Consider the following 17905-nt stretch of genomic DNA (forward strand, 5'->3'; position numbering starts at 1 on the left):
CCGCTGTGCCAAATTGTTCAGCCTACTTATCTCTTCAATGTGAATGTTTGGTTTATGCCATATCTCACGGATCTCAGGGCAATCGTTATACGAAACCAAAAATCTGCCTTTGATGTCAAGCAGAGCGTCACGCAGTCTGATATGGTCTTTTGCAGTAAAACCTACGTCCTTGTAGTAATTTTCAGTCGCAAAATACGGCGGATCACAGTAAAAAAAGCTGACGGGTCTGTCATACTGCCTGATAAGCCTTTCAAAATCCTTGTTCTCAACAACTACTTTCTGTAATCTTCTTGCGGCAAGGTCGATCATAGGGAAGTCCGACCACATCGAATGCGGCTGACTTCCAAAGCTGTCAAGACCGCTTGCATAGCTGTAACGTATAAGCTGATAAAACTTTGCCGCTCTGTCAACATCATAAAGTCGAGGCAGAATGCCACGCTTATGAAGTAGAGCTAAATACTCAAAATCCTCTCTTGAATCAAGCACATATCTCAGCTTGTATTTCAGCTTTGCAGGTTTATCACGAACGCAGCGGTAAAGATTCGCAAGGTTTGAATTGAAGTCATTGTACACCTCGAAATCCATACCGGGCGGCTTGTGAAACAGCACCCAGCCTGCACCGCCAAACACCTCGATATATCTTTCATAGTAAGGCGGAAATCTTGCAAGAACCTCGTCACGAAGATTTTTCTTTCCCCCTACCCATGACATAAAACTGTTCATGTTTTTCCTTTCTGCCGTTAGAACCAACAGCAGAAAAGTCGCTTTGCAAGCACCAGATTTTTGATCTGCTGTTGGCAAAACGACCTTAATAAATATTAGATTTTACGCTGTTTTCAGCCCTTGATTATCGGGTCAACATAGCTGAATATGATGCGTTTCTGTTCAAGATAGCCGTTGGCTTTATTGACCTCGTTGCACAATTCCTTGTACTGCCTTTCCGAAAGTACGGGCTTTGTGGCTCTCAGCATTGCAGGAATACTGCCGAGACAAAACTTGAAGTCCACTTTAGCTTTAATTCTGTTTGTGTGCATCACTTACCTCCTTGTCCAGACGTGCGATCTCTTTTTCCGCTGCCTTAAAAGCCGCGGCAAGAGAACCTATCGTTGTTCCGATGATAACACCTATCATCATTCCAATGAACAAATACGTCATTTACATCATCTCCATTTCAAAATCTTCGGTTTCTGTCTGTTCATCATCAATTGACGTGATCTCCACATATTCGTCGATAATGCTCAGTGCTTCAACATAGCTTTCGGAAGACGTGATACGCTCGCACATTTCCTTGGCTTTATCCGGCATACCGTTTCTTTTCAGCGTTTTTGAGGCTATGCCAATAAGATTAAATACATTTCCGTCCTGACCTATCAGCGGACATTTTGGCTTTTTGGACATCACGACATCTCCTTTCCGTAATATTTTCTCAGCAGACTTATGATAAAAAGCTGACCCTTTCCCGTAACAAATGTCTGCCGATAAGTCTTTTTCAGACCATTGACCTCGAATACCGACTCCTTGACCGCAAAATATCCTCTGTCGATATATCTCTGATATGGCAGATTGTTTGACATCAGTACACCCGTTCTTTTGAGCCAGCGAAACAGCCTTGTTCTGCCGATATTGAAATTTTTATCAGCAGCAAGCTTTGCCATTGCGTTCATGTCGATTAGGTCATCTGTTCCTGCCACCTGATTTGCAAACTCCACCAGCGGTTTATCATGACGGATACGTTCATTCAGCTTTTCGATAGCCGTCATCTGAAGTCTGAACAGGTCACGGTACGGCTCGTCGAGAAACGGGAGGTAGTTTTCTATGAACATTTCCTCGTTGCTGACGTAACCCCCTGTGCGTCTGATAGTTGGGATCACCTCGGAAGTCAGCCATTTACGAAAAGATTGTGCTTGCGGCTTATCACTTCTGATAATAACCGCATAGAGTCCGCTTTCGTTAATTACGGTCATTTCACGCCGCTGACCACCTGATGTCAGTTTAACTGACATCAGCTCATCCCTGTCCAGACGACCTGCAACCATCCTTGAATTTCTGATTTCAAGAGCTCTGCATACATCTGCAATCACAAACCATGGTTCCCCGTCTTTAGTTATAGTCCTGATCCGACCAAACTTCTCGTTTTCAAAAATTTTGATTATCTGTTCCATTCGCATTCTCCTTATCAATGTCTAAAATATACTTTGCCAGAGCCTCAATAACATTGGTTGTCACCGCATTTCCTGCCTGTTTGTAAAGCTGTGCATCGGACATTCCTGTGGCTTTCACCCTTTCAAACTGCTCATCTGTAAAGCCCTGCAGCCGCCAACATTCCAACGGCATAAGCTTTCTGATATACCCGCAGTACACAACTCCGTGTCTGTCAGTAACGGTCAAAGTAAACATAGGCTCGTTTGGAAGTTTAAATCTTCGTCCCTGCTGTCTTGTTTCTGCTTTTGCAGGGTCAAGCACGGCTATCGGGTCTGTTATGAGGAACACTCCGGATTTTTCGCCTTTGTGATGACCGATACCGCTGTCCTGCCTTGCAGTAATACATCTTGCAAGCTCCGTGACCTTCGGCTCAGGATTCATATCTATCCCCAATGCGTAATATCCCTGATTACAGCTTGTTGTAAGGGTATGGGCTATCTCCTTGCCCACTCGTCCTCGCCTTGAATTCATATTTGGATATGCAAGGTCGATACTGTCGCCGGGCAGAGCTATCTGATAGCCCGACTTAGTTTTTGATTTTATCGGCAGGCCGATTATCTCATAAAGACCTGTTTTTCCGCCGAAACCGCCTGCCTGACTTGTAAGGGTTATGCTCAGTCCGTCTGCTGAATATACTCTGTTGCCCTCTCTGCCTGAAATTCTTTTGACAAGAGTTTTTGGATTTGCGTTTGTGAAAGACAATACTTTTCCGGCACACTTTTCTCTATGAAATCCGACAATATACACTCTTTTTCTGGATTGTGGGACTTCAAAATCTGCGCTGTTAAGCACTTCCCATGCGACATCGTACCCCAGTTCATCCAGCGTAGAGAGGATCGTCGCAAATGTCCTGCCTTGGTCATGTGATAGCAAACCGGGAACATTTTCAAGGAGCAGATACTTAGGTTTTTTAATGGCGGCAATCCTGGCGATCTCAAAGAAGAGAGTTCCTCGGGTATCGCTGAATCCTTTTCGTTTTCCAGCGATCGAAAAGCTTTGGCAAGGGAATCCTCCGCATATAAGGTCGAGATTAGGCAGCTCGTTTGGGTCGATCTTTCTTGCGTCATCGTAATACACCTCGTTTCTTGTATCGTACAACGTTTCGTATGCTTTCTTTGCATATTTGTCTATTTCACAATAACCGACGCACTTGAATCCGCCTGCTTTTTCAAGCCCTGAGCGAAATCCGCCGATACCTGCAAAGATATCGAAATATTTTATCATTTACCACGTTCCTTTCCGCAATAAAAAACGGCCAAGCTTCCTTAACTTGACTGTTACATTGACATATTCATTTCTTCTCCCTCTGTTTGTTCCGATTCTTCTCTGATAACGTGAAAATCGTCCACGCCTGGGAGCACTCCAAGCGTTCTTCCGTTGTCAAAGATACAATGCAAAGTGCCGATGTCATCAACGTGATCGACCCTGCCAAGAGTCCCCGACTCAACAGGGAACGGGTCATCATTCATTCTGTCAAGGCAGATGCGAGTTCCTTCGGGATATCGTTCTTTCAGCCATTCTACTTTCTTTTCGTAATACATCATAAATCACCTCACAATGTCATTTCAGGTTCTTCGGTCAGCTCTTTGGATTGAGTGCGATCCATTTCCTCCGTCGTTTGCAATGACCAGCTGTCATCAAAACTCCAAAAGCTGACATAGATCTCGCCGTCAGGAGTTTTTATCGGTCTTTGTTCCAGACTCTCTCCTGCACCGTCGCTGAGCTGACCGATAAAATATTCACGGAGATCTTCAAGTTCATCTTTCGTAAGCTGACCGTAAACGCTTGCTGTAACAACTCCCACAAGTTCTTCGTCATTTTCTTCGACAGACATAAATGCCGAAAACACCTTTTGGTCAACAGAATTTCCTCTATTGTACCAATGCATCAGACCTCGCTCTTTTTCCTCAGGCAGATTAAAATCGCTGATAAAATAATTTATCTCCGATTCGTAAGCAGAAGCCTCATTGGGTGAGATTTCATTGTATTCATCATCGTCCCATCTGCTGATCTCAAGAGGGCAGTAAAATTTCATTTCCTGCAAATGCATTTGCATATGATTTTCGTAAAGCAGTTTTGCATTTGGAATATACTGAGCATATCGTGCATAAGGTGCGCCCTCTGATTCGATCAGCAGTCCGTCGCCCTGATCGTCATCGTATATGAGCAGGCAATGATACTGATTATTTACGTCGCAGAACATAAGGTCTGTGTTTTCAGCGATCAGATCATTGTCCTGCATCGGATGCCTTTTCAGGCGTTCAAATTTGTCATGGGTGACTGCTTCTGCCTTTTCCACCACGCAAACTCTTGTACCGAACTCTGGCTCTTTGCGGAGCAGATTTGCATTGATCACAAGTTTTTCATTCATTGTCATTCCTCCGTTCGTATAGTTTTTTGTTTTTTAATAGTATAGCTGCCACATTGGTATCACAACCTTTCCTTAGAAATGAAAAAAGGCTGTTTTATCATCGTCACTTAAATTCGTGACAATAGACAAAACAGCCTTTAAAACTTTGTGATTATTTTTTCATAACAAATCGGCAGGCTCAGAGCGAAATCTGCTCAAAGTCTGCCGTTATGTTCGATATTTTTTGTTGTGTAGGGTTCGACTCCCTTTTTTCGTGAAAACCGGTGAAAAGCATCCACGGTTTTACACTAAAATTTTCCGCTTTCTAAACATCAAAAAAGCCCGTAAATACGGGCTTTTTCAGGTGAATATCCATTTGGTATCACCAATATGGAGCTGATAGTCGGACTCGAACCGACGACCATGGGCTGTCGATAAAGCGACGTCATATCGTATTTTGATTTTTCGTGTGTAACCGCTGTATTTGCACGGTTATGCCGCCTTGGATAATTCATTCTCCGTGCCGAGTTTTCCGACAAATCTGTAATAAATCTCAATCTGCTGAAATGTTCTTCCGTCCTCAGCTTGTTCTTTGTGATGAACAACAATTTTGTCTATCAGCTCATTTAGTATTGCGGCATCCAACTTGTCGATTATGGTGTATTTTTTTATAACGTTAATAAAGTTATCCGCACAATCTGATTGTCTTTTCAACTCGTCAATTTTCGATTTGAGAATAGGTAACGCCTTTTTGATTTCCACCTGTTCCAACTCGTAACTCTGCGACATAGACTCATATCTCTCATCGCCTATCCTCCCAAGAACATTGTCCTCATAAAGTCGGCTGATAATCTTATCCAGTTCCTCACAGCGTTTTTGCTTTTGCTCATATTCGAGTGTGATTTGTTCCGCTTGCTTTTGTGAATCAGACTGATATTTCCGACTTAAAATCGACTTGAATTTATCCGTATTTTTGCGGTACTGAAACAAGTTACGCTGAATGTCGATCAGTACAAGCTCGTAAATTGTATCAAACGTAATGTAGTGCGAAGCGCAGTATTCTTTGCCGTGAGTTTTGTACATCCAACAGGAGTACGCTCCGTGATAACTGCCGTCTTTACGCTGTTTCTGCGAGTAAGTCAGGCAATGACCGCAATCCGAACAGTAGAGAAGTCCGGCAAACATCTGAACCTCTCCCGCCTTTGCAGGACGGTGCTTGGCATTCAGAATTTTGTGTACCGTATCCCACAGTTCCTGCGTAATGATAGGCTCGTGGCAGTTTTCAACCACGATCCAATCCTCTTTAGGATTGCGTACCTTTTCTTTACTTTTCATGGATTTGTTTCTCTGCTTGCCGTAAACAAGCTTGCCTAGATAGACTTCATTGTTGAGTATCGCGCGGATTGAAGTAACGTGCCAGTCAAATTCCTTGCGCCAGTAATCCGATTTGAAGTAATCCGGATTGTTGAGGTTGAAGTAGGCAATGGGAGTTAGTACCTTTTCTTCTCTAAATATTTTTGCCATTTTGTTGTAGCCAACACCCTCTGATGCAAGTCTGAAAATTCTTTTAACAACCTGTGCGGCAGGCTCGTCCACGATTAAATGATGACGGTCATTTGGGTCTATCTTGTAGCCGAACGGAGCTTTTGATCCGATAAACTGTCCGTCCCTCGCCTTAGCTTTTTTCGCCGCTTTGGTCTTTTTTGAAACGTCACGAGCGTACATTTCGTTGACTACATTCTTTATCGGGAACAGCAAATCGTCGCTGTTCACAAGAGAATCATAGTTATCGTCCGCCGCAATAAATCGGATATTGCTGTCGGTAAACCGTTGAACATACATACCTGCCTCGACATAATTTCGTCCAAACCGAGAAAGGTCTTTGACGATAACAAGATTGATTTTGCCCTCATCAATGTCCGAAAGCATTTTTTTGAAGGACGGTCTGTCAAAGTTCGTTCCGCTGCAACCGTCATCACAATAGAATTTGTAGTCTGTAATTTTATGATCTTTGCAGTACTGCTCAAGCAGAATTTTCTGAGTTTCGATAGAAACACTTCCTCCAAAGTTTCCGTCATCAACCGAAAGTCTGCAATAAAGTGCTGCCTTGTAATGCTGCTGTTTTTTCATAGTAACTCCTTTCTCAGCAGCGGATTTAATAAGCCTTGCGGTATCTTCCGCTCCACAAGTATATCACAACTATGCTGTAAATGCCAGTAAAATCCGCTGTCTGTAAAAATATTTGTTGAATGTTGCTAAGTCCGATTATTGAAATTTTACATTGTTACTAAGGAGCTGTTATTGATACGCTCTATTCCTTTTTGAAATTCATCGACTACCTCTCCGACCTGTTCGCCTGATTCCAGTTTGCGAAACATTAGTCTGCTGAGACTATCAGCTACATTGGTTTTACCCTCAAATGCAGACCACACACGATAGGTCACACCGTTGATGTAGTGATCGGTATATTCAGCCGACTGCACCTCTGTGTTGTCCTGACACAGAGGTTTATCAAGGCTGTATCTTTTAGTCTTTTCTTCTGCCATTCGCTTATCACGCTCCGTTTCATTACGTCGATTGTTAATTTTCGTATAAACAAATCAGTTCAGTCCTTTCATATTTAAATTTTGATGGTGCTAATTAGTTACGCACCATCTTAACTGTTTTTTAATATACAGCTTTTTTCTTGTCGTAAATTCACATTTTCCAATTACAACGCCTGAAAATATGCCGATTTTGTGCAGTCTTCTGCACTTACGACCCCTCAATCATTCAAAGCTCAAATTTATGACCCCATAAAAATTATGCACAATCATTTTGCTGAAACTGCGTGTTTTCGGCATTTTTGCAGCGAGCTTTGCTCGTCCGCTGTGAACGTTTAGGGGGCTACGACCCCGAAACTTTAACTTGCAATGAAATATTTTACTTTGCTTTAACTGCTGCATATCTGGTATTTGTGCAGATTAACAACTGCCTTTTTATTATCAGAATTAAAACCTCTCACACATATCGCCCACAGCGGCTAACAAATCGCCTGTGTCGGCTTTTAAGCTGTTTCTGCTAGACTTACCCGACAAAAATTCAAGCCACGCAAATCGGCTTACGTTGCCTTTCTTTGCGTTTCAAACGGCGGAATTTCAATCCCCTTATTCGCAAGCTGACTTCTTATTTTATTAGCAGACATATGCAGTACTTCATCAAGGCTCATTAACTCGATTTCATAAACTTCATTAGCGGCAGGGTCAGTAACGTCATCAACAGGGTCGGCAGAATCACAAACAGTGACAGCGGATTTTTCTGCCTCAACTTCGTACTCATCAATCGCAAGCAACGTATTTAAAGGCTTTTCAAGCATTTCACTGTTACCGCAAGTGACAGCAGGGTCAGCGTTTTCACACACCTCCGGCATAAGATTTCTGCCGTCACTGCTGTCACTTTTCATATCGTAATTCAGAATAATTATTCGCTGTCCGTTGCTGCGTTTGGATTCAAACGTCACTCCGTAATTCAGCAATTCATAAGCGTGCTGAATTAAATCTTTTTTGACACGATTTGAAAACACTTCTTTGTCCAGCAGAGCAGATAACTTTTCAGCAAGTTCAGTAGCAGAGCCTTTGAACGTTTTCTGAGTTACCATAAAGTCATGAACAGCAAATGAAAAATAGTCGGGTTCGATATTTTTAATCTCATCAGACACTTTCCATCTGCTGCTTTCAAACACAACATTGATCTCTTGATTTTCAATATCTCGACCTACACAATGAAGCTTTGCTGTACGACTTCCACGTTTACTTTCAATCAGAACCATACTTCCGTCAACGCAACCGCTCAAACCTGTACTGCCCGAAATCATATTAAATGGGTCGCTGTCAGAACACTTTCGTGTGTGATGAACCAGAACAATAGCTACGCCAAGCTTATCTGCAAGAGATTTCAACACAGACAACTCTTTGTAATCAGAACTGTAGCCTGACTCCGATTCGTTACGCACCTTTTGTAATGTATCTATCACAACAATTTTCAAATCGTCAAACCGCTTCCTGCAGTATTCAATTTGTTCAGGCAGACCGTTTGACATTGATTCCGCCATAATTGCAAAGTGAAGATTGTCGGACGGCTCGTCTGTCAGTTCATACAACCTGTTTTGCAGACGTATCAGGCTATCCTCTAAGCCAAGATATACCGCATGACCGCATAACGTTTCTTTTCCAAGCACCTTTTCTCCTTTTGCAATGGACAGGCACATATCGAGAGCCAGCCACGATTTACCGACTTTCGGTGCTCCTGCGAGGACGAACAATCCTTGCGAGATCAAACCGTCAACACAATATTCGATCGGTTTCATCGGAGTATTCATAATATACTCGCTGCTGTACATTTTTAATTCTTTCATTTTATCGACCTCCTTTTGATATGCAAAGCCGCTGACCTCGGTTCTGCAAACAAAAAACGCCGCAGATTTAGTTTTCTGCGGTGCGTTTTTTACCCTCTGATATTATTATATGCGGAAATTCAGAAAATGAATAAAATCACATAACATTATTTTTTTATTCAACACGACATTTTCAGTTGCATATTGCGGCAAAATATGATATACTTAATTTGGAAACTGTAAAAACGACAGCCTTGAGGTGTAATTATGTTTAACGATATTTGTTTTTATGTCAAAGGAAATATGATTGAGGTCAACGGTCAGGACTTTTTATTGGGCGAGCTTTCGGCATCATGTATGAATATACCTCCTTCCGAATTCGAAGAGATATATGATAAGTATAGATCGGCGGAATACATAATGAACCATGAAATCAATGCTGAAAAGGATAATTCCGTTGAATATATACCGCCCTTAAAAAAGGAGTGGGGCAGGCTGAACAGCATGATGGTCGAAATAGATACGGCTTTGAAAAAACATAAAATATTTCAGGTTCTTGATACTCAGAATGCTGTCGAATTTTTCAAAGGATTTACTGATATGGACGGCACAATTATGAATTCCGAAAACTGGGAGCTTTATTACAAGACCGCAAGTCTTTACAAGCCTGTGATCGATGATATTTTTAATTTCAATAAGACTATGTATTACTTTGTGAACGATTTTCTGTCACATCTTAAAAAGCTTGATCCCGAAAATTTTGCCGCCGCTTACTATGACTTTCTTACAAATCCTATGGCGTACAAGATGATTGCAAATCCTATCATGAATGAATATATGTCGTATACAAGCGCTGATTTTCTTGAAATGAATATGATCCCCAAAGAAATAACCGATGGCTGCGGAGAGTATGTAATTGCGGAATACTACCATGTTGATAGATTGCAGAGCTTTTTAAAGGTCGATTTTCTAAAAGGTCTTATGGCAGGACATCATATACGCAGATGTGAACATTGCGGACGATTCTTTCTTATGACCAAAGGCTACAAAACAAGATACTGCGACAAGGCTGCGCCTGAAAATCCGAGGTTTACCTGTAATCAGATGGCTTACAGAACGGTCAGAATTAAGGAAGAAAATGCGGATAATCCGAAATATCAGTCATATCGGCGCTGTCTTAACAGGGTTATGCGAAGCTATCAGAGAAAAGTTATTGATGAAAAACAAAAATCTGTTCTTCTGCGACAAGCAGAAGAACTGTACCATAGAGCAATGACCTCTCCCGAATTCAGCAATGAGGAATTTGAACAGCAAATGCAGTCTGAAAATCTTTACAAATTATGCGGTTTTGACGTTCCGAAGAGAGGCAGACCAAAGGCGGTTAAGAATGACAAATGAGGAACTGATATCGAAATATTATGACGGTAATATGCAAGCTTTATATGATCTGTACGAGCAGAATGTCGGGTTCATACAGAGCGTTGCTGCTGCGGTCGCAAAAGACTACAAAAATTATTTGCGTTTCAGCGATACCTTTGAAGACCTTGTTCAGGTTGGCAGTTTGACGTTCTTTGAAAAGCTGAAAGCAAAAAAATATGACGCAAGAAAGGGCAGTCTACTGACATATCTTACTCCCCAACTTCGATATGCAATGCAGGAGTTTATTGAAAATTTCAGTTCTCCGGCAGGACTTTCACATTCCGATTTCTCAAAAATACAAAGATGCCGCAAGCTGCATAATGAAGGTATGTCAAATTCGGATATATCCAAGGAGCTTGGCATGGACAGGAAAACCGTTCAAAGCTGTCTGTCATTCTCTTTTAAAACGGAAACGCTGATGATACGGGCGGAAACAGAGAACGGAATTGAGTACATTGAAAATCCTGGGCTTGTCGTTAACGATCTGCACCCCGATAACAAGGTTTACATTGAAGTTAGCCTTGAGCTTTTCAAGGAATTGTTTGAAAACTTATCAGCCAGGGACAGAGAAATTCTCGGCAGAAAATATGGTGCATTCGGGTATGAAGAGACCTCCGTTAACGACATTGCGGACTATATGCTGATCACCAGAAACGCTGTAAACAAGGCTGTTAATTCTGCAACAGAGATTCTTCGCAAGGAATACCATAACGGGAGTAAGCTGAAATGGTGGCGGTTGTGTAACCGGGCGGTTAAGGATGCCTTGGAGGGTAGGACAGCATAGGAATCCGTTGAAATATCTGACGAGTTTAAGGCGAAATTACGGGCGTTGGCGGAGTTTTTGGTTTTGCTGTATGAAAATGATAAACAAAAATAAATGGGGGGCATTATGCTTGCAATATACTTAACCTTAATTGATAACGAAGACGATAAGAAATCATTTGAGGATTTATATAATCAAAATAGGTCTAAGGCTTATGCGATTGCGTTTAATATTTTGAAAAATAAAACGTTAGCCGAAGAAGCTTGTTCGGAGACTTTTTTTAGTCTCGCAAAAAGTTTTCAAAAAATTAAAAATTTAGAATCTCACAAATTGGACTATTATATTGTCATTATGTTATCGTTAAAAATCTCAATTTTTCTGTTTCAACCTCTACTCACTGCCATTTTTAAGGCAAATTTACACCTTGTTTCACAGAAGATTTGAAATAAAATTACAACCTCTACTATTCAAGACGAATAAAAATGACGGGGTAAACCCAAAATGTCACATTTTACATTAATACCATTTTGTCACGTCTCTTTGAGCCTACATAAAAAACGCCATCTACTATATACAGTAAAAATTCGGGCAGGTGACCATCTTTTCTCTTGAATTTTCATCAAACTTTCACAATTTCAGTTGCGATGAAAATTCCCCTCACTTTTATACGCCAAAAAATCTGGCAGGTGCTAACCTTTTGTCCTGAATTTTTATCAAAATAACATTCCGTTACGCACCTCTGCGTCTGTTTGAAAAACACCTTCTACTATATACAGTAAAAAATCGGGCAGGTGACCACCTTTTCCCGTGAATTTTCATCAAACTTTCACAATTGCAATAACACCGAAAATCACCACTCACTTTTATACGCCGAAAAAATGGACGGGTGGTTCACTGTTTAAGCAAATTTTCATCAAATTTTCACATAACGGCTCATAAAAAATCCGCCTGAGCGTTTTCAGACGGATAAATTTATGCTTATTTAGCAGAAATATGGAAATTCCCATTGAATTTTGACAAACGTTGTGGTATAATAAATAATGAAAAGTTATACATATTCGGCACTATCACCGATTGAGTTATCTCCTACGGGGTGGGCGGGTGAAGATAACTCAATTGTCATCATAAAAAACTGATAAGGAGAATTCAAAATGGCTAAAATAAAAGTTCAGTCGGTTGAACCCAATATTGCTGATTTAGTAAATGGTTGGCTTAAATCATATAAGCTTGATTATAAATTGGAGCAGGAGTCGTTAAACACTGAAATAGACCAGGCTTTCAAGGGCTTTTTTCAAAAAGCGGTGGCAAAGGCGGTAACAGACCTGATGCAAAGCTGTTATTGCGTAGCAGTGATGGTAAGTACTATCCTATCCTTATTGAATATAAGGGCTATAAAGATAAGCTTATTAAGCTTGATAGTGAAAAAAATGTTGCAAACAAGAATTCCAAAAACGAACCTGACTATAAGAATATAAACTCTTATGCAGTGAATGGAGCTGTTCACTATGCAAACGCTATACTTCATTATACAGGCTATACCGATGTAATCGCTATCGGAGTTACCGGCTTTAAAAACGATAGCGGAAAACTTGAACATTCTATCGGAGTGTATTATGTTTCAAAAAGCAATTTCGGTGTTGGTCAGAAAGTTGATGACTATACCGACCTTTCTTTTCTTAAAAAGGAAAACTTCGATGCTTTTATAGAAAAAGTAGGACTTCTGTCTCTTACGCAGGAAGAAATAGAAAAATTAAAGGAACGCCGTGAGCGTGAAATAGATGCAAGCCTTGTAAAGCTGAATAATGATATCTATCAAAACGAAAAGGGGCTTGGTGAAAACGACAGAGTATATCTTGTTGCCGCCTCTATTATGGCAACGCTCGGCGATGTCGAGCACAATGTATACCCTTTGAAAAAATCTGATTTGATTTCTTCCGATGAAAAAGACAATACCGACGGCGATATTATGGTGCGGAAAATCAAAGCTTTTCTTGCTGCCAAAAAGCTTCCCGAAGATAAAAGAGATTTAATTGTAAGAACACTTCAGAATACACTTACTACCGACAATATCAACAAGGTTGAAAACGGAGAAACCCAGCTGAAGCGTGTTTTCACAAAAATAGTTGATGACCTCGGTATTTACTATAAAATAGGACTCACAACAGACTTTACCGGCAAGCTGTTCAATGAAATGTACGGCTGGCTTGGGTTTACACAGGACAAGCTCAACGATGTAGTTCTTACTCCCTCCTATGTCGCAACTCTGCTTGTTAAGCTTGCAAGGGTAAACAAGGATTCGTATGTATGGGACTTTGCAACAGGCTCGGCAGGTCTTCTTGTTGCTGCTATGAACGAAATGCTCATTGATGCGAAGGACAAAATTAAATCTCCCGAACAGTTGGCAATAAAATCCGCCCAAATAAAAGCAACTCAGCTTCTTGGTCTGGAAATTCTTTCGAGCGTTTATATGCTTGCCATACTTAATATGATTATGATGGGTGATGGCAGCTCTAATATCTTGAATAAAGACTCATTAAAAGACTTTAACGGTAATTACGGCTTTGGCAACACCAATGATAAGTTCCCGGCAAACGCATTTGTTCTTAATCCACCATATTCAGCGCCCGGAAATGGTATGGTATTCGTTGAAAAAGCTTTATCAATGATGGAAAAAGGATATGCTGCTATTATTATTCAGAACTCCGCAGGTTCGGGAAAAGCAAGCGGATATAACAAGAAAATACTGAAACACAGCACACTTCTTGCAAGTATAAAAATGCCCATAGATTTATTTGTCGGAAAATCAAGCGTTCAGACAAATGTATACGTTTTCCGTGTTGGCGAAGCTCATCAGAAGGACGATGTTGTAAAATTCATTGATTTTTCCAACGATGGTTATACACGCAGCAATCGTAAAAAAGCAAGCTGCAATTTATTTGATACAGACAACGCCAAGGGCAGATATCAGGAAGTTGTTGACCTTGTTCGATATGGAAAATCAAAGCTCAATATTTTCACTGAAAAAGAATACTACGAGGGAACAATAGACCCTGAAAACGGTGCAGACTGGAACCAGACATCACCGATTGATACAAAGCCTACGCTTGAAGATTTCAAGAAAACAGTAAGCGACTATCTTGCCTGGGAAGTATCAACATTGCTTAAAAATCAGGATAACGAGAACGAACGCCTGGGAAAATAAATGCCTCACTCAATGAAAAGCTGAGCAATGTTGAGTGGGGCGAGTATAGGCTTGGGGATTTGTTTGAAAAAATTTCAGTAAACTCTTTAAAATACAAAACTTCGGAATTGCCAAATATTCCTACAAACGAGTGTGTTCTTCCTGCTTTAACAGCAGGAATCCAAAACCAAGGTCTTAATAATTATGTTCCAAGAGATAATGCCACTATTTTGAAAAATGTTATTTCTATTTCTGCTAATGGTGCAAATACAGGTGCAACATTTTATCAAAGTAAAGAGTTTACAGTATTGCAGGACGCATATGCTATTAAATGGATATACACAGATGAAAAATTGTCGGATAACAGTTATATCTTTTTAACAAGCTCAATACATAAAACAATTTATGGTAATTATGAATGGACTAATAAAGCTGGTTGGGAAAGAATAAAAAATGACAAAATTAAACTCCCCACCAAAAACGGCAAAATCGATTTTGATTTTATGGAGTCCTTTATAGCGGAGCTGGAGGCGGAGCGAGTAGCGGAGCTATCCGCTTACTTAAAAGTAAGCGGATACGACAATTATGAATTGTCGGACGAAGAGCTGGACGCTCTTCAAAAATTTGAAATGCTTGAATGGAGTTCGTTTAATCTTAAAGATTTGTTCGGTCAATCTACACGTGGCAAGAGATTAAAAGGTGCAGATAGAATAAGTGGTACTTTACCGTTTGTTACAGCCGGTGAAGCTGATGAGGGCATTTCTGCTTACATCAGTAATGATGTTGAAGTTTTTGAAAAGAATACTACCACCATTGATATGTTCGGCTCAGCAAAGTATCGGAATTACAAATACGGTGCAGATGACCATATTGCAGTTGTTCACACAGAAAAGCTGCCTAAGTATGCTTCTATATTTGTGACAACAGCGATACATAAATCTTCACATAACGGTCAATTTAATTATGGGAAGAACTTCTATGCCAAGGATGCAGATGAATTATTCATTCAGCTTCCTGTGAAAAATGGGACACCTGATTTTGAGACTATGGAATTGCTTATTTCATCAGTACATAAGCTTGTTATCAAGGACGTTGTTTTGTATTCCGACAAGAAAATTGCGGCAACAAAAAAGATTGTATCAGATAATTAAGCGGCAAATATATAAATATAAGTAGGAGGGAAATAGTATGTTGATTTATGAAATCCTTGAAAAATGCATAAATCGCTATGAGAAACCGGAATGCGAACAATGCGAAGATTGTTCATATGGAGAATATTGTCCGCACGACTGCGAAAAATGTCTGGATTACTTACATAATCCCAAACATGCCCCTCAAAATGCCCCCGAAAGAAAATATGATTGTGTTCATATGGCTGATTTTTATACCTGCAAGTACTCTTGTAGGTATACATCAGAGTTAATGTATGCAATTCAAAGATGTTCAGGCATACAAAATGTTGACGAATTAAAAGTTTTATCTTTTGGTTGCGGTCCTTGTACAGATTTGTTTGCTTTAGATGCTCTTAAAGAAAAAAAGCTAATATCGTTTAATAGCATTAAGTATCGTGGTGTAGATTACAGCAAAGATGTTTGGGCAAATATCCATCAAGATATTAATAAACTTAAAAAAGACAATATAGATATACATTTTTACTATAAAGACGCATGTATTCTGATTGATGAAATTGCAAACGGAAAATGGGTCCCAAATCTTATCGTTTTTCAGTATGTATTTTCAGATATTCAAAAACATACGACTGCAAATGATATCAAACACTCTATAGATACATTCGCAGAATACTACAATGCCAAAGTTTTACAAAACACATATGTAATTCTAAATGATATTAACTTAGGATGCGGATATGGCGGCGGAAGAGATCATTTTGATACTTTATTAAGCAAGTTAAATAATTCACAATATTCAAAAACTCACTTTTGCAATGATAATGCTACCAGTGAATACTATCCAAGAGGATATACATACGGTGAAGAATTACCTGACAATCAAAATCTTTTTAATCTAACGAATCTGAAGAAGTTTTCACCATTTAATACTTGTGCCAGCGCTCAAATGATAATAAAGAAGGTGAATAAATGATTATAAGTGCAAGCAGAAGAACAGACATTCCTTCATTTTACTCCGATTGGATGTTTAACAGATTAAAAGAAGGCTATGTTTGTGTAAGGAATCCAATGAATATACACCAGATAAGCCAAATAAGTCTGTCACCTGACGTTGTTGACGGTATAGTATTCTGGACAAAAAATCCTACACCTATGCTTGAAAGAATACACGAACTTGATAAATACACATATTATTTTCAATTCACCCTTAATTCTTATGGAAAAGATGTAGAAAAAAATATACCGTCCAAAAATGATGTGATTATACCAACTTTTAAAAAGCTTTCATCGATAATAGGAAAAGAGCGCATTGTATGGAGATACGACCCGATATTGATAAATGAACACTATACAATAGAATATCACAAAAAATACTTTAAAAAGTTATGTGAATCCTTAAGCAATTATACGGAAAAATGCACAGTAAGCTTCATAGACCTATATAAAAACACAGAAAGAAATATTCAGCCTCTGAACATTCATATACCTTTAAATGATGAGGTCATTGACTTAATGGACTTTTTTTCGACAGTTGCAAAAGATAATGGAATATATATTGATACTTGCGCTGAAGAATATGACCTTTCATCTTTAAATGTCGAACATGCCTGCTGCATTGATAAACAACGCCTTGAAAGGATAGGTAATTATCAGCTTAAGATAGGGAAAGATAAAAATCAAAGGGGCGTTTGCGGCTGCATTGAGAGTATTGATATAGGTATGTATAACACATGTGAAAACGGTTGTATGTACTGCTATGCAAATTTCAACGGCGAAATGGCACGCAAAAATCATGAGAAACACAATCCGTTATCCCCACTCATCTCTGGCAAAATCGAAGATGATGATAAAGTGAATATACGTAATGTAAAATCAAATATCGATGGACAGCTTCAGCTGTTTTGATAAAGAGCCATACTGCAGTTGCGGTATGGCTTTCTTATGTTATCAGTGCTTAAATCTTACCCTCATCACAAACACTTCAAGATCAGGCATAAAAACAAGAAAGTCCGAGCACTTTCCAGTGTTCGGACTATTACAATATGGAGCTGGAAACGTGACTTGAACACGCGACCTGCTCATTACGAATGAGCTGCTCTACCAACTGAGCTATTCCAGCATATATTAAATTTTTCTGTTAGCTTATTTGATCCGCCGCCGTGTCGCTTTATCAACAACCCACGACCTGCTCATATACGGTCAGAAATATAGTCGCCTTGCTCGGCTGTCGCTGTCGCAATTCTCCTTATTTCTTCCCTTCGCAAGCTCCCTTCATCTGCCTCTGGCAGCGGTCGCTTGCTCAGCAAATGAGCTGCTCTACCAACTGAGCCATATCAGCACATCAGACCTAAGTATTATACACCAAAACCACACATTTGTCAACATCAATTCAAGATTTTTTTCAAAGCTTTTTGTAGTGCTACAATAGATATTGGACAAAATTAAGAAAAAAGAAAAGAGAGATAGGCAAAAATCTGATAAAATAAAG

At 39.8% G+C, this 17905-nt stretch carries 18 protein-coding genes and 1 tRNA gene; 7 read left to right on the plus strand and 12 right to left on the minus strand.

The features are described from left to right. The 11 genes from AB5123_RS12180 to AB5123_RS12230 form a co-directional block, all read right to left on the minus strand. The coding region (locus tag AB5123_RS12180; RefSeq protein ID WP_368364884.1) for a DNA adenine methylase at window positions 1-711 on the minus strand (711 nt) is incomplete at its 3' end. 125 nt (window positions 712-836) lie between these two features. Beyond that, window positions 837-1034, minus strand: a complete 198-nt coding sequence (locus tag AB5123_RS12185; protein ID WP_038671814.1) for a hypothetical protein — start codon at window positions 1032-1034, stop codon at window positions 837-839. Further along, on the minus strand, window positions 1015-1155 hold the full coding sequence (locus AB5123_RS12190) for a hypothetical protein (protein ID WP_195249936.1): 141 nt from the start codon (window positions 1153-1155) through the stop codon (window positions 1015-1017). Before AB5123_RS12190 ends, AB5123_RS12185 begins: the two co-directional genes overlap by 20 nt. Beyond that, window positions 1156-1398 (minus strand): hypothetical protein, encoded by a 243-nt coding sequence (locus AB5123_RS12195; protein WP_195249935.1) that lies wholly within the window; start codon window positions 1396-1398, stop codon window positions 1156-1158. It abuts the gene before it with no gap. Continuing rightward, window positions 1398-2168, minus strand: a complete 771-nt coding sequence (locus AB5123_RS12200; protein ID WP_347152292.1) for a phage antirepressor KilAC domain-containing protein — start codon at window positions 2166-2168, stop codon at window positions 1398-1400. The genes AB5123_RS12195 and AB5123_RS12200 overlap by 1 nt, the downstream gene beginning before the upstream one ends. Next, complete coding sequence (gene dcm, locus AB5123_RS12205) at window positions 2137-3426, minus strand: DNA (cytosine-5-)-methyltransferase (RefSeq protein WP_286961804.1); 1290 nt, start codon at window positions 3424-3426, stop codon at window positions 2137-2139. The genes AB5123_RS12200 and dcm overlap by 32 nt, the downstream gene beginning before the upstream one ends. 53 nt (window positions 3427-3479) lie before the next feature. After that, the gene (locus tag AB5123_RS12210; protein ID WP_286961805.1) at window positions 3480-3746 is read right to left on the minus strand and encodes a DUF4314 domain-containing protein; all 267 of its coding nucleotides are present in this window, start codon (window positions 3744-3746) and stop codon (window positions 3480-3482) included. Window positions 3747-3754: 8 nt separating this feature from the next. Next, entirely contained in the window at window positions 3755-4573 is an 819-nt protein-coding gene (locus tag AB5123_RS12215; RefSeq protein WP_051706988.1) for a DUF6329 domain-containing protein, read from the minus strand. Between the two features lie 471 nt (window positions 4574-5044). Then, window positions 5045-6682 (minus strand): recombinase family protein, encoded by a 1638-nt coding sequence (locus AB5123_RS12220; protein WP_041337440.1) that lies wholly within the window; start codon window positions 6680-6682, stop codon window positions 5045-5047. A gap of 146 nt (window positions 6683-6828) precedes the next feature. Then, a complete protein-coding gene (locus AB5123_RS12225) occupies window positions 6829-7098 on the minus strand; it encodes a hypothetical protein (protein WP_041337439.1) in 270 nt (89 codons plus the stop codon). Window positions 7099-7652: 554 nt separating this feature from the next. Then, window positions 7653-8945 (minus strand): AAA family ATPase, encoded by a 1293-nt coding sequence (locus AB5123_RS12230; protein ID WP_041337438.1) that lies wholly within the window; start codon window positions 8943-8945, stop codon window positions 7653-7655. 246 nt (window positions 8946-9191) lie between these two features. On the opposite strand from AB5123_RS12230, the gene AB5123_RS12235 reads away from it, so the two are divergent. From AB5123_RS12235 to AB5123_RS12265, 7 genes are all read left to right on the plus strand, one after another. Further along, window positions 9192-10322 (plus strand): DUF6076 domain-containing protein, encoded by a 1131-nt coding sequence (locus AB5123_RS12235; protein ID WP_041337437.1) that lies wholly within the window; start codon window positions 9192-9194, stop codon window positions 10320-10322. Continuing rightward, window positions 10312-11127, plus strand: a complete 816-nt coding sequence (locus AB5123_RS12240) for a sigma-70 family RNA polymerase sigma factor (RefSeq protein ID WP_022126658.1) — start codon at window positions 10312-10314, stop codon at window positions 11125-11127. The genes AB5123_RS12235 and AB5123_RS12240 overlap by 11 nt, the downstream gene beginning before the upstream one ends. Window positions 11128-11232: 105 nt before the next feature. Continuing rightward, complete coding sequence (locus AB5123_RS12245; protein ID WP_041337436.1) at window positions 11233-11550, plus strand: RNA polymerase sigma factor; 318 nt, start codon at window positions 11233-11235, stop codon at window positions 11548-11550. An 895-nt stretch (window positions 11551-12445) separates the two neighbouring features. Next, window positions 12446-14308, plus strand: a complete 1863-nt coding sequence (locus tag AB5123_RS12250; RefSeq protein WP_368364883.1) for a class I SAM-dependent DNA methyltransferase — start codon at window positions 12446-12448, stop codon at window positions 14306-14308. A gap of 20 nt (window positions 14309-14328) precedes the next feature. After that, a complete protein-coding gene (locus tag AB5123_RS12255) occupies window positions 14329-15438 on the plus strand; it encodes a restriction endonuclease subunit S (RefSeq protein ID WP_207734635.1) in 1110 nt (369 codons plus the stop codon). Between the two features lie 37 nt (window positions 15439-15475). Next, window positions 15476-16390 carry a hypothetical protein gene (locus AB5123_RS12260; RefSeq protein WP_041337433.1) on the plus strand — a complete coding sequence of 305 codons (915 nt, stop codon included), beginning with the start codon at window positions 15476-15478 and terminating at the stop codon, window positions 16388-16390. Beyond that, complete coding sequence (locus AB5123_RS12265; RefSeq protein ID WP_041337432.1) at window positions 16387-17322, plus strand: DUF1848 domain-containing protein; 936 nt, start codon at window positions 16387-16389, stop codon at window positions 17320-17322. Before AB5123_RS12260 ends, AB5123_RS12265 begins: the two co-directional genes overlap by 4 nt. Window positions 17323-17460: 138 nt before the next feature. Here AB5123_RS12265 and AB5123_RS12270 read toward each other — a convergent pair. After that, window positions 17461-17536 (minus strand) — tRNA-Thr (locus tag AB5123_RS12270). Window positions 17537-17905: the final 369 nt, after the last annotated feature.

The organism is Ruminococcus sp. RTP21204st1_B2_RTP21204_210225 (genome assembly GCF_040914135.1).
Taxonomy (GTDB): domain Bacteria; phylum Bacillota; class Clostridia; order Oscillospirales; family Ruminococcaceae; genus Hominimerdicola; species Hominimerdicola aceti.

Bases quoted from the DNA above. Each gene is read 5' to 3' on its own strand.
- AB5123_RS12225 (WP_041337439.1), bottom strand. From the start codon at position 7,098: ATGGCAGAAGAAAAGACTAAAAGATACAGCCTTGATAAACCTCTGTGT.
- AB5123_RS12200 (WP_347152292.1), bottom strand. From the start codon at position 2,168: ATGCGAATGGAACAGATAATCAAAATTTTTGAAAACGAGAAGTTTGGT.
- AB5123_RS12260 (WP_041337433.1), top strand. From the start codon at position 15,476: ATGTTGATTTATGAAATCCTTGAAAAATGCATAAATCGCTATGAGAAA.
- AB5123_RS12215 (WP_051706988.1), bottom strand. From the start codon at position 4,573: ATGAATGAAAAACTTGTGATCAATGCAAATCTGCTCCGCAAAGAGCCA.
- AB5123_RS12265 (WP_041337432.1), top strand. From the start codon at position 16,387: ATGATTATAAGTGCAAGCAGAAGAACAGACATTCCTTCATTTTACTCC.
- AB5123_RS12240 (WP_022126658.1), top strand. From the start codon at position 10,312: ATGACAAATGAGGAACTGATATCGAAATATTATGACGGTAATATGCAA.
- AB5123_RS12185 (WP_038671814.1), bottom strand. From the start codon at position 1,034: ATGCACACAAACAGAATTAAAGCTAAAGTGGACTTCAAGTTTTGTCTC.
- AB5123_RS12220 (WP_041337440.1), bottom strand. From the start codon at position 6,682: ATGAAAAAACAGCAGCATTACAAGGCAGCACTTTATTGCAGACTTTCG.
- AB5123_RS12245 (WP_041337436.1), top strand. From the start codon at position 11,233: ATGCTTGCAATATACTTAACCTTAATTGATAACGAAGACGATAAGAAA.
- AB5123_RS12210 (WP_286961805.1), bottom strand. From the start codon at position 3,746: ATGATGTATTACGAAAAGAAAGTAGAATGGCTGAAAGAACGATATCCC.
- AB5123_RS12195 (WP_195249935.1), bottom strand. From the start codon at position 1,398: ATGTCCAAAAAGCCAAAATGTCCGCTGATAGGTCAGGACGGAAATGTA.
- dcm (WP_286961804.1), bottom strand. From the start codon at position 3,426: ATGATAAAATATTTCGATATCTTTGCAGGTATCGGCGGATTTCGCTCA.
- AB5123_RS12235 (WP_041337437.1), top strand. From the start codon at position 9,192: ATGTTTAACGATATTTGTTTTTATGTCAAAGGAAATATGATTGAGGTC.
- AB5123_RS12230 (WP_041337438.1), bottom strand. From the start codon at position 8,945: ATGAAAGAATTAAAAATGTACAGCAGCGAGTATATTATGAATACTCCG.
- AB5123_RS12190 (WP_195249936.1), bottom strand. From the start codon at position 1,155: ATGACGTATTTGTTCATTGGAATGATGATAGGTGTTATCATCGGAACA.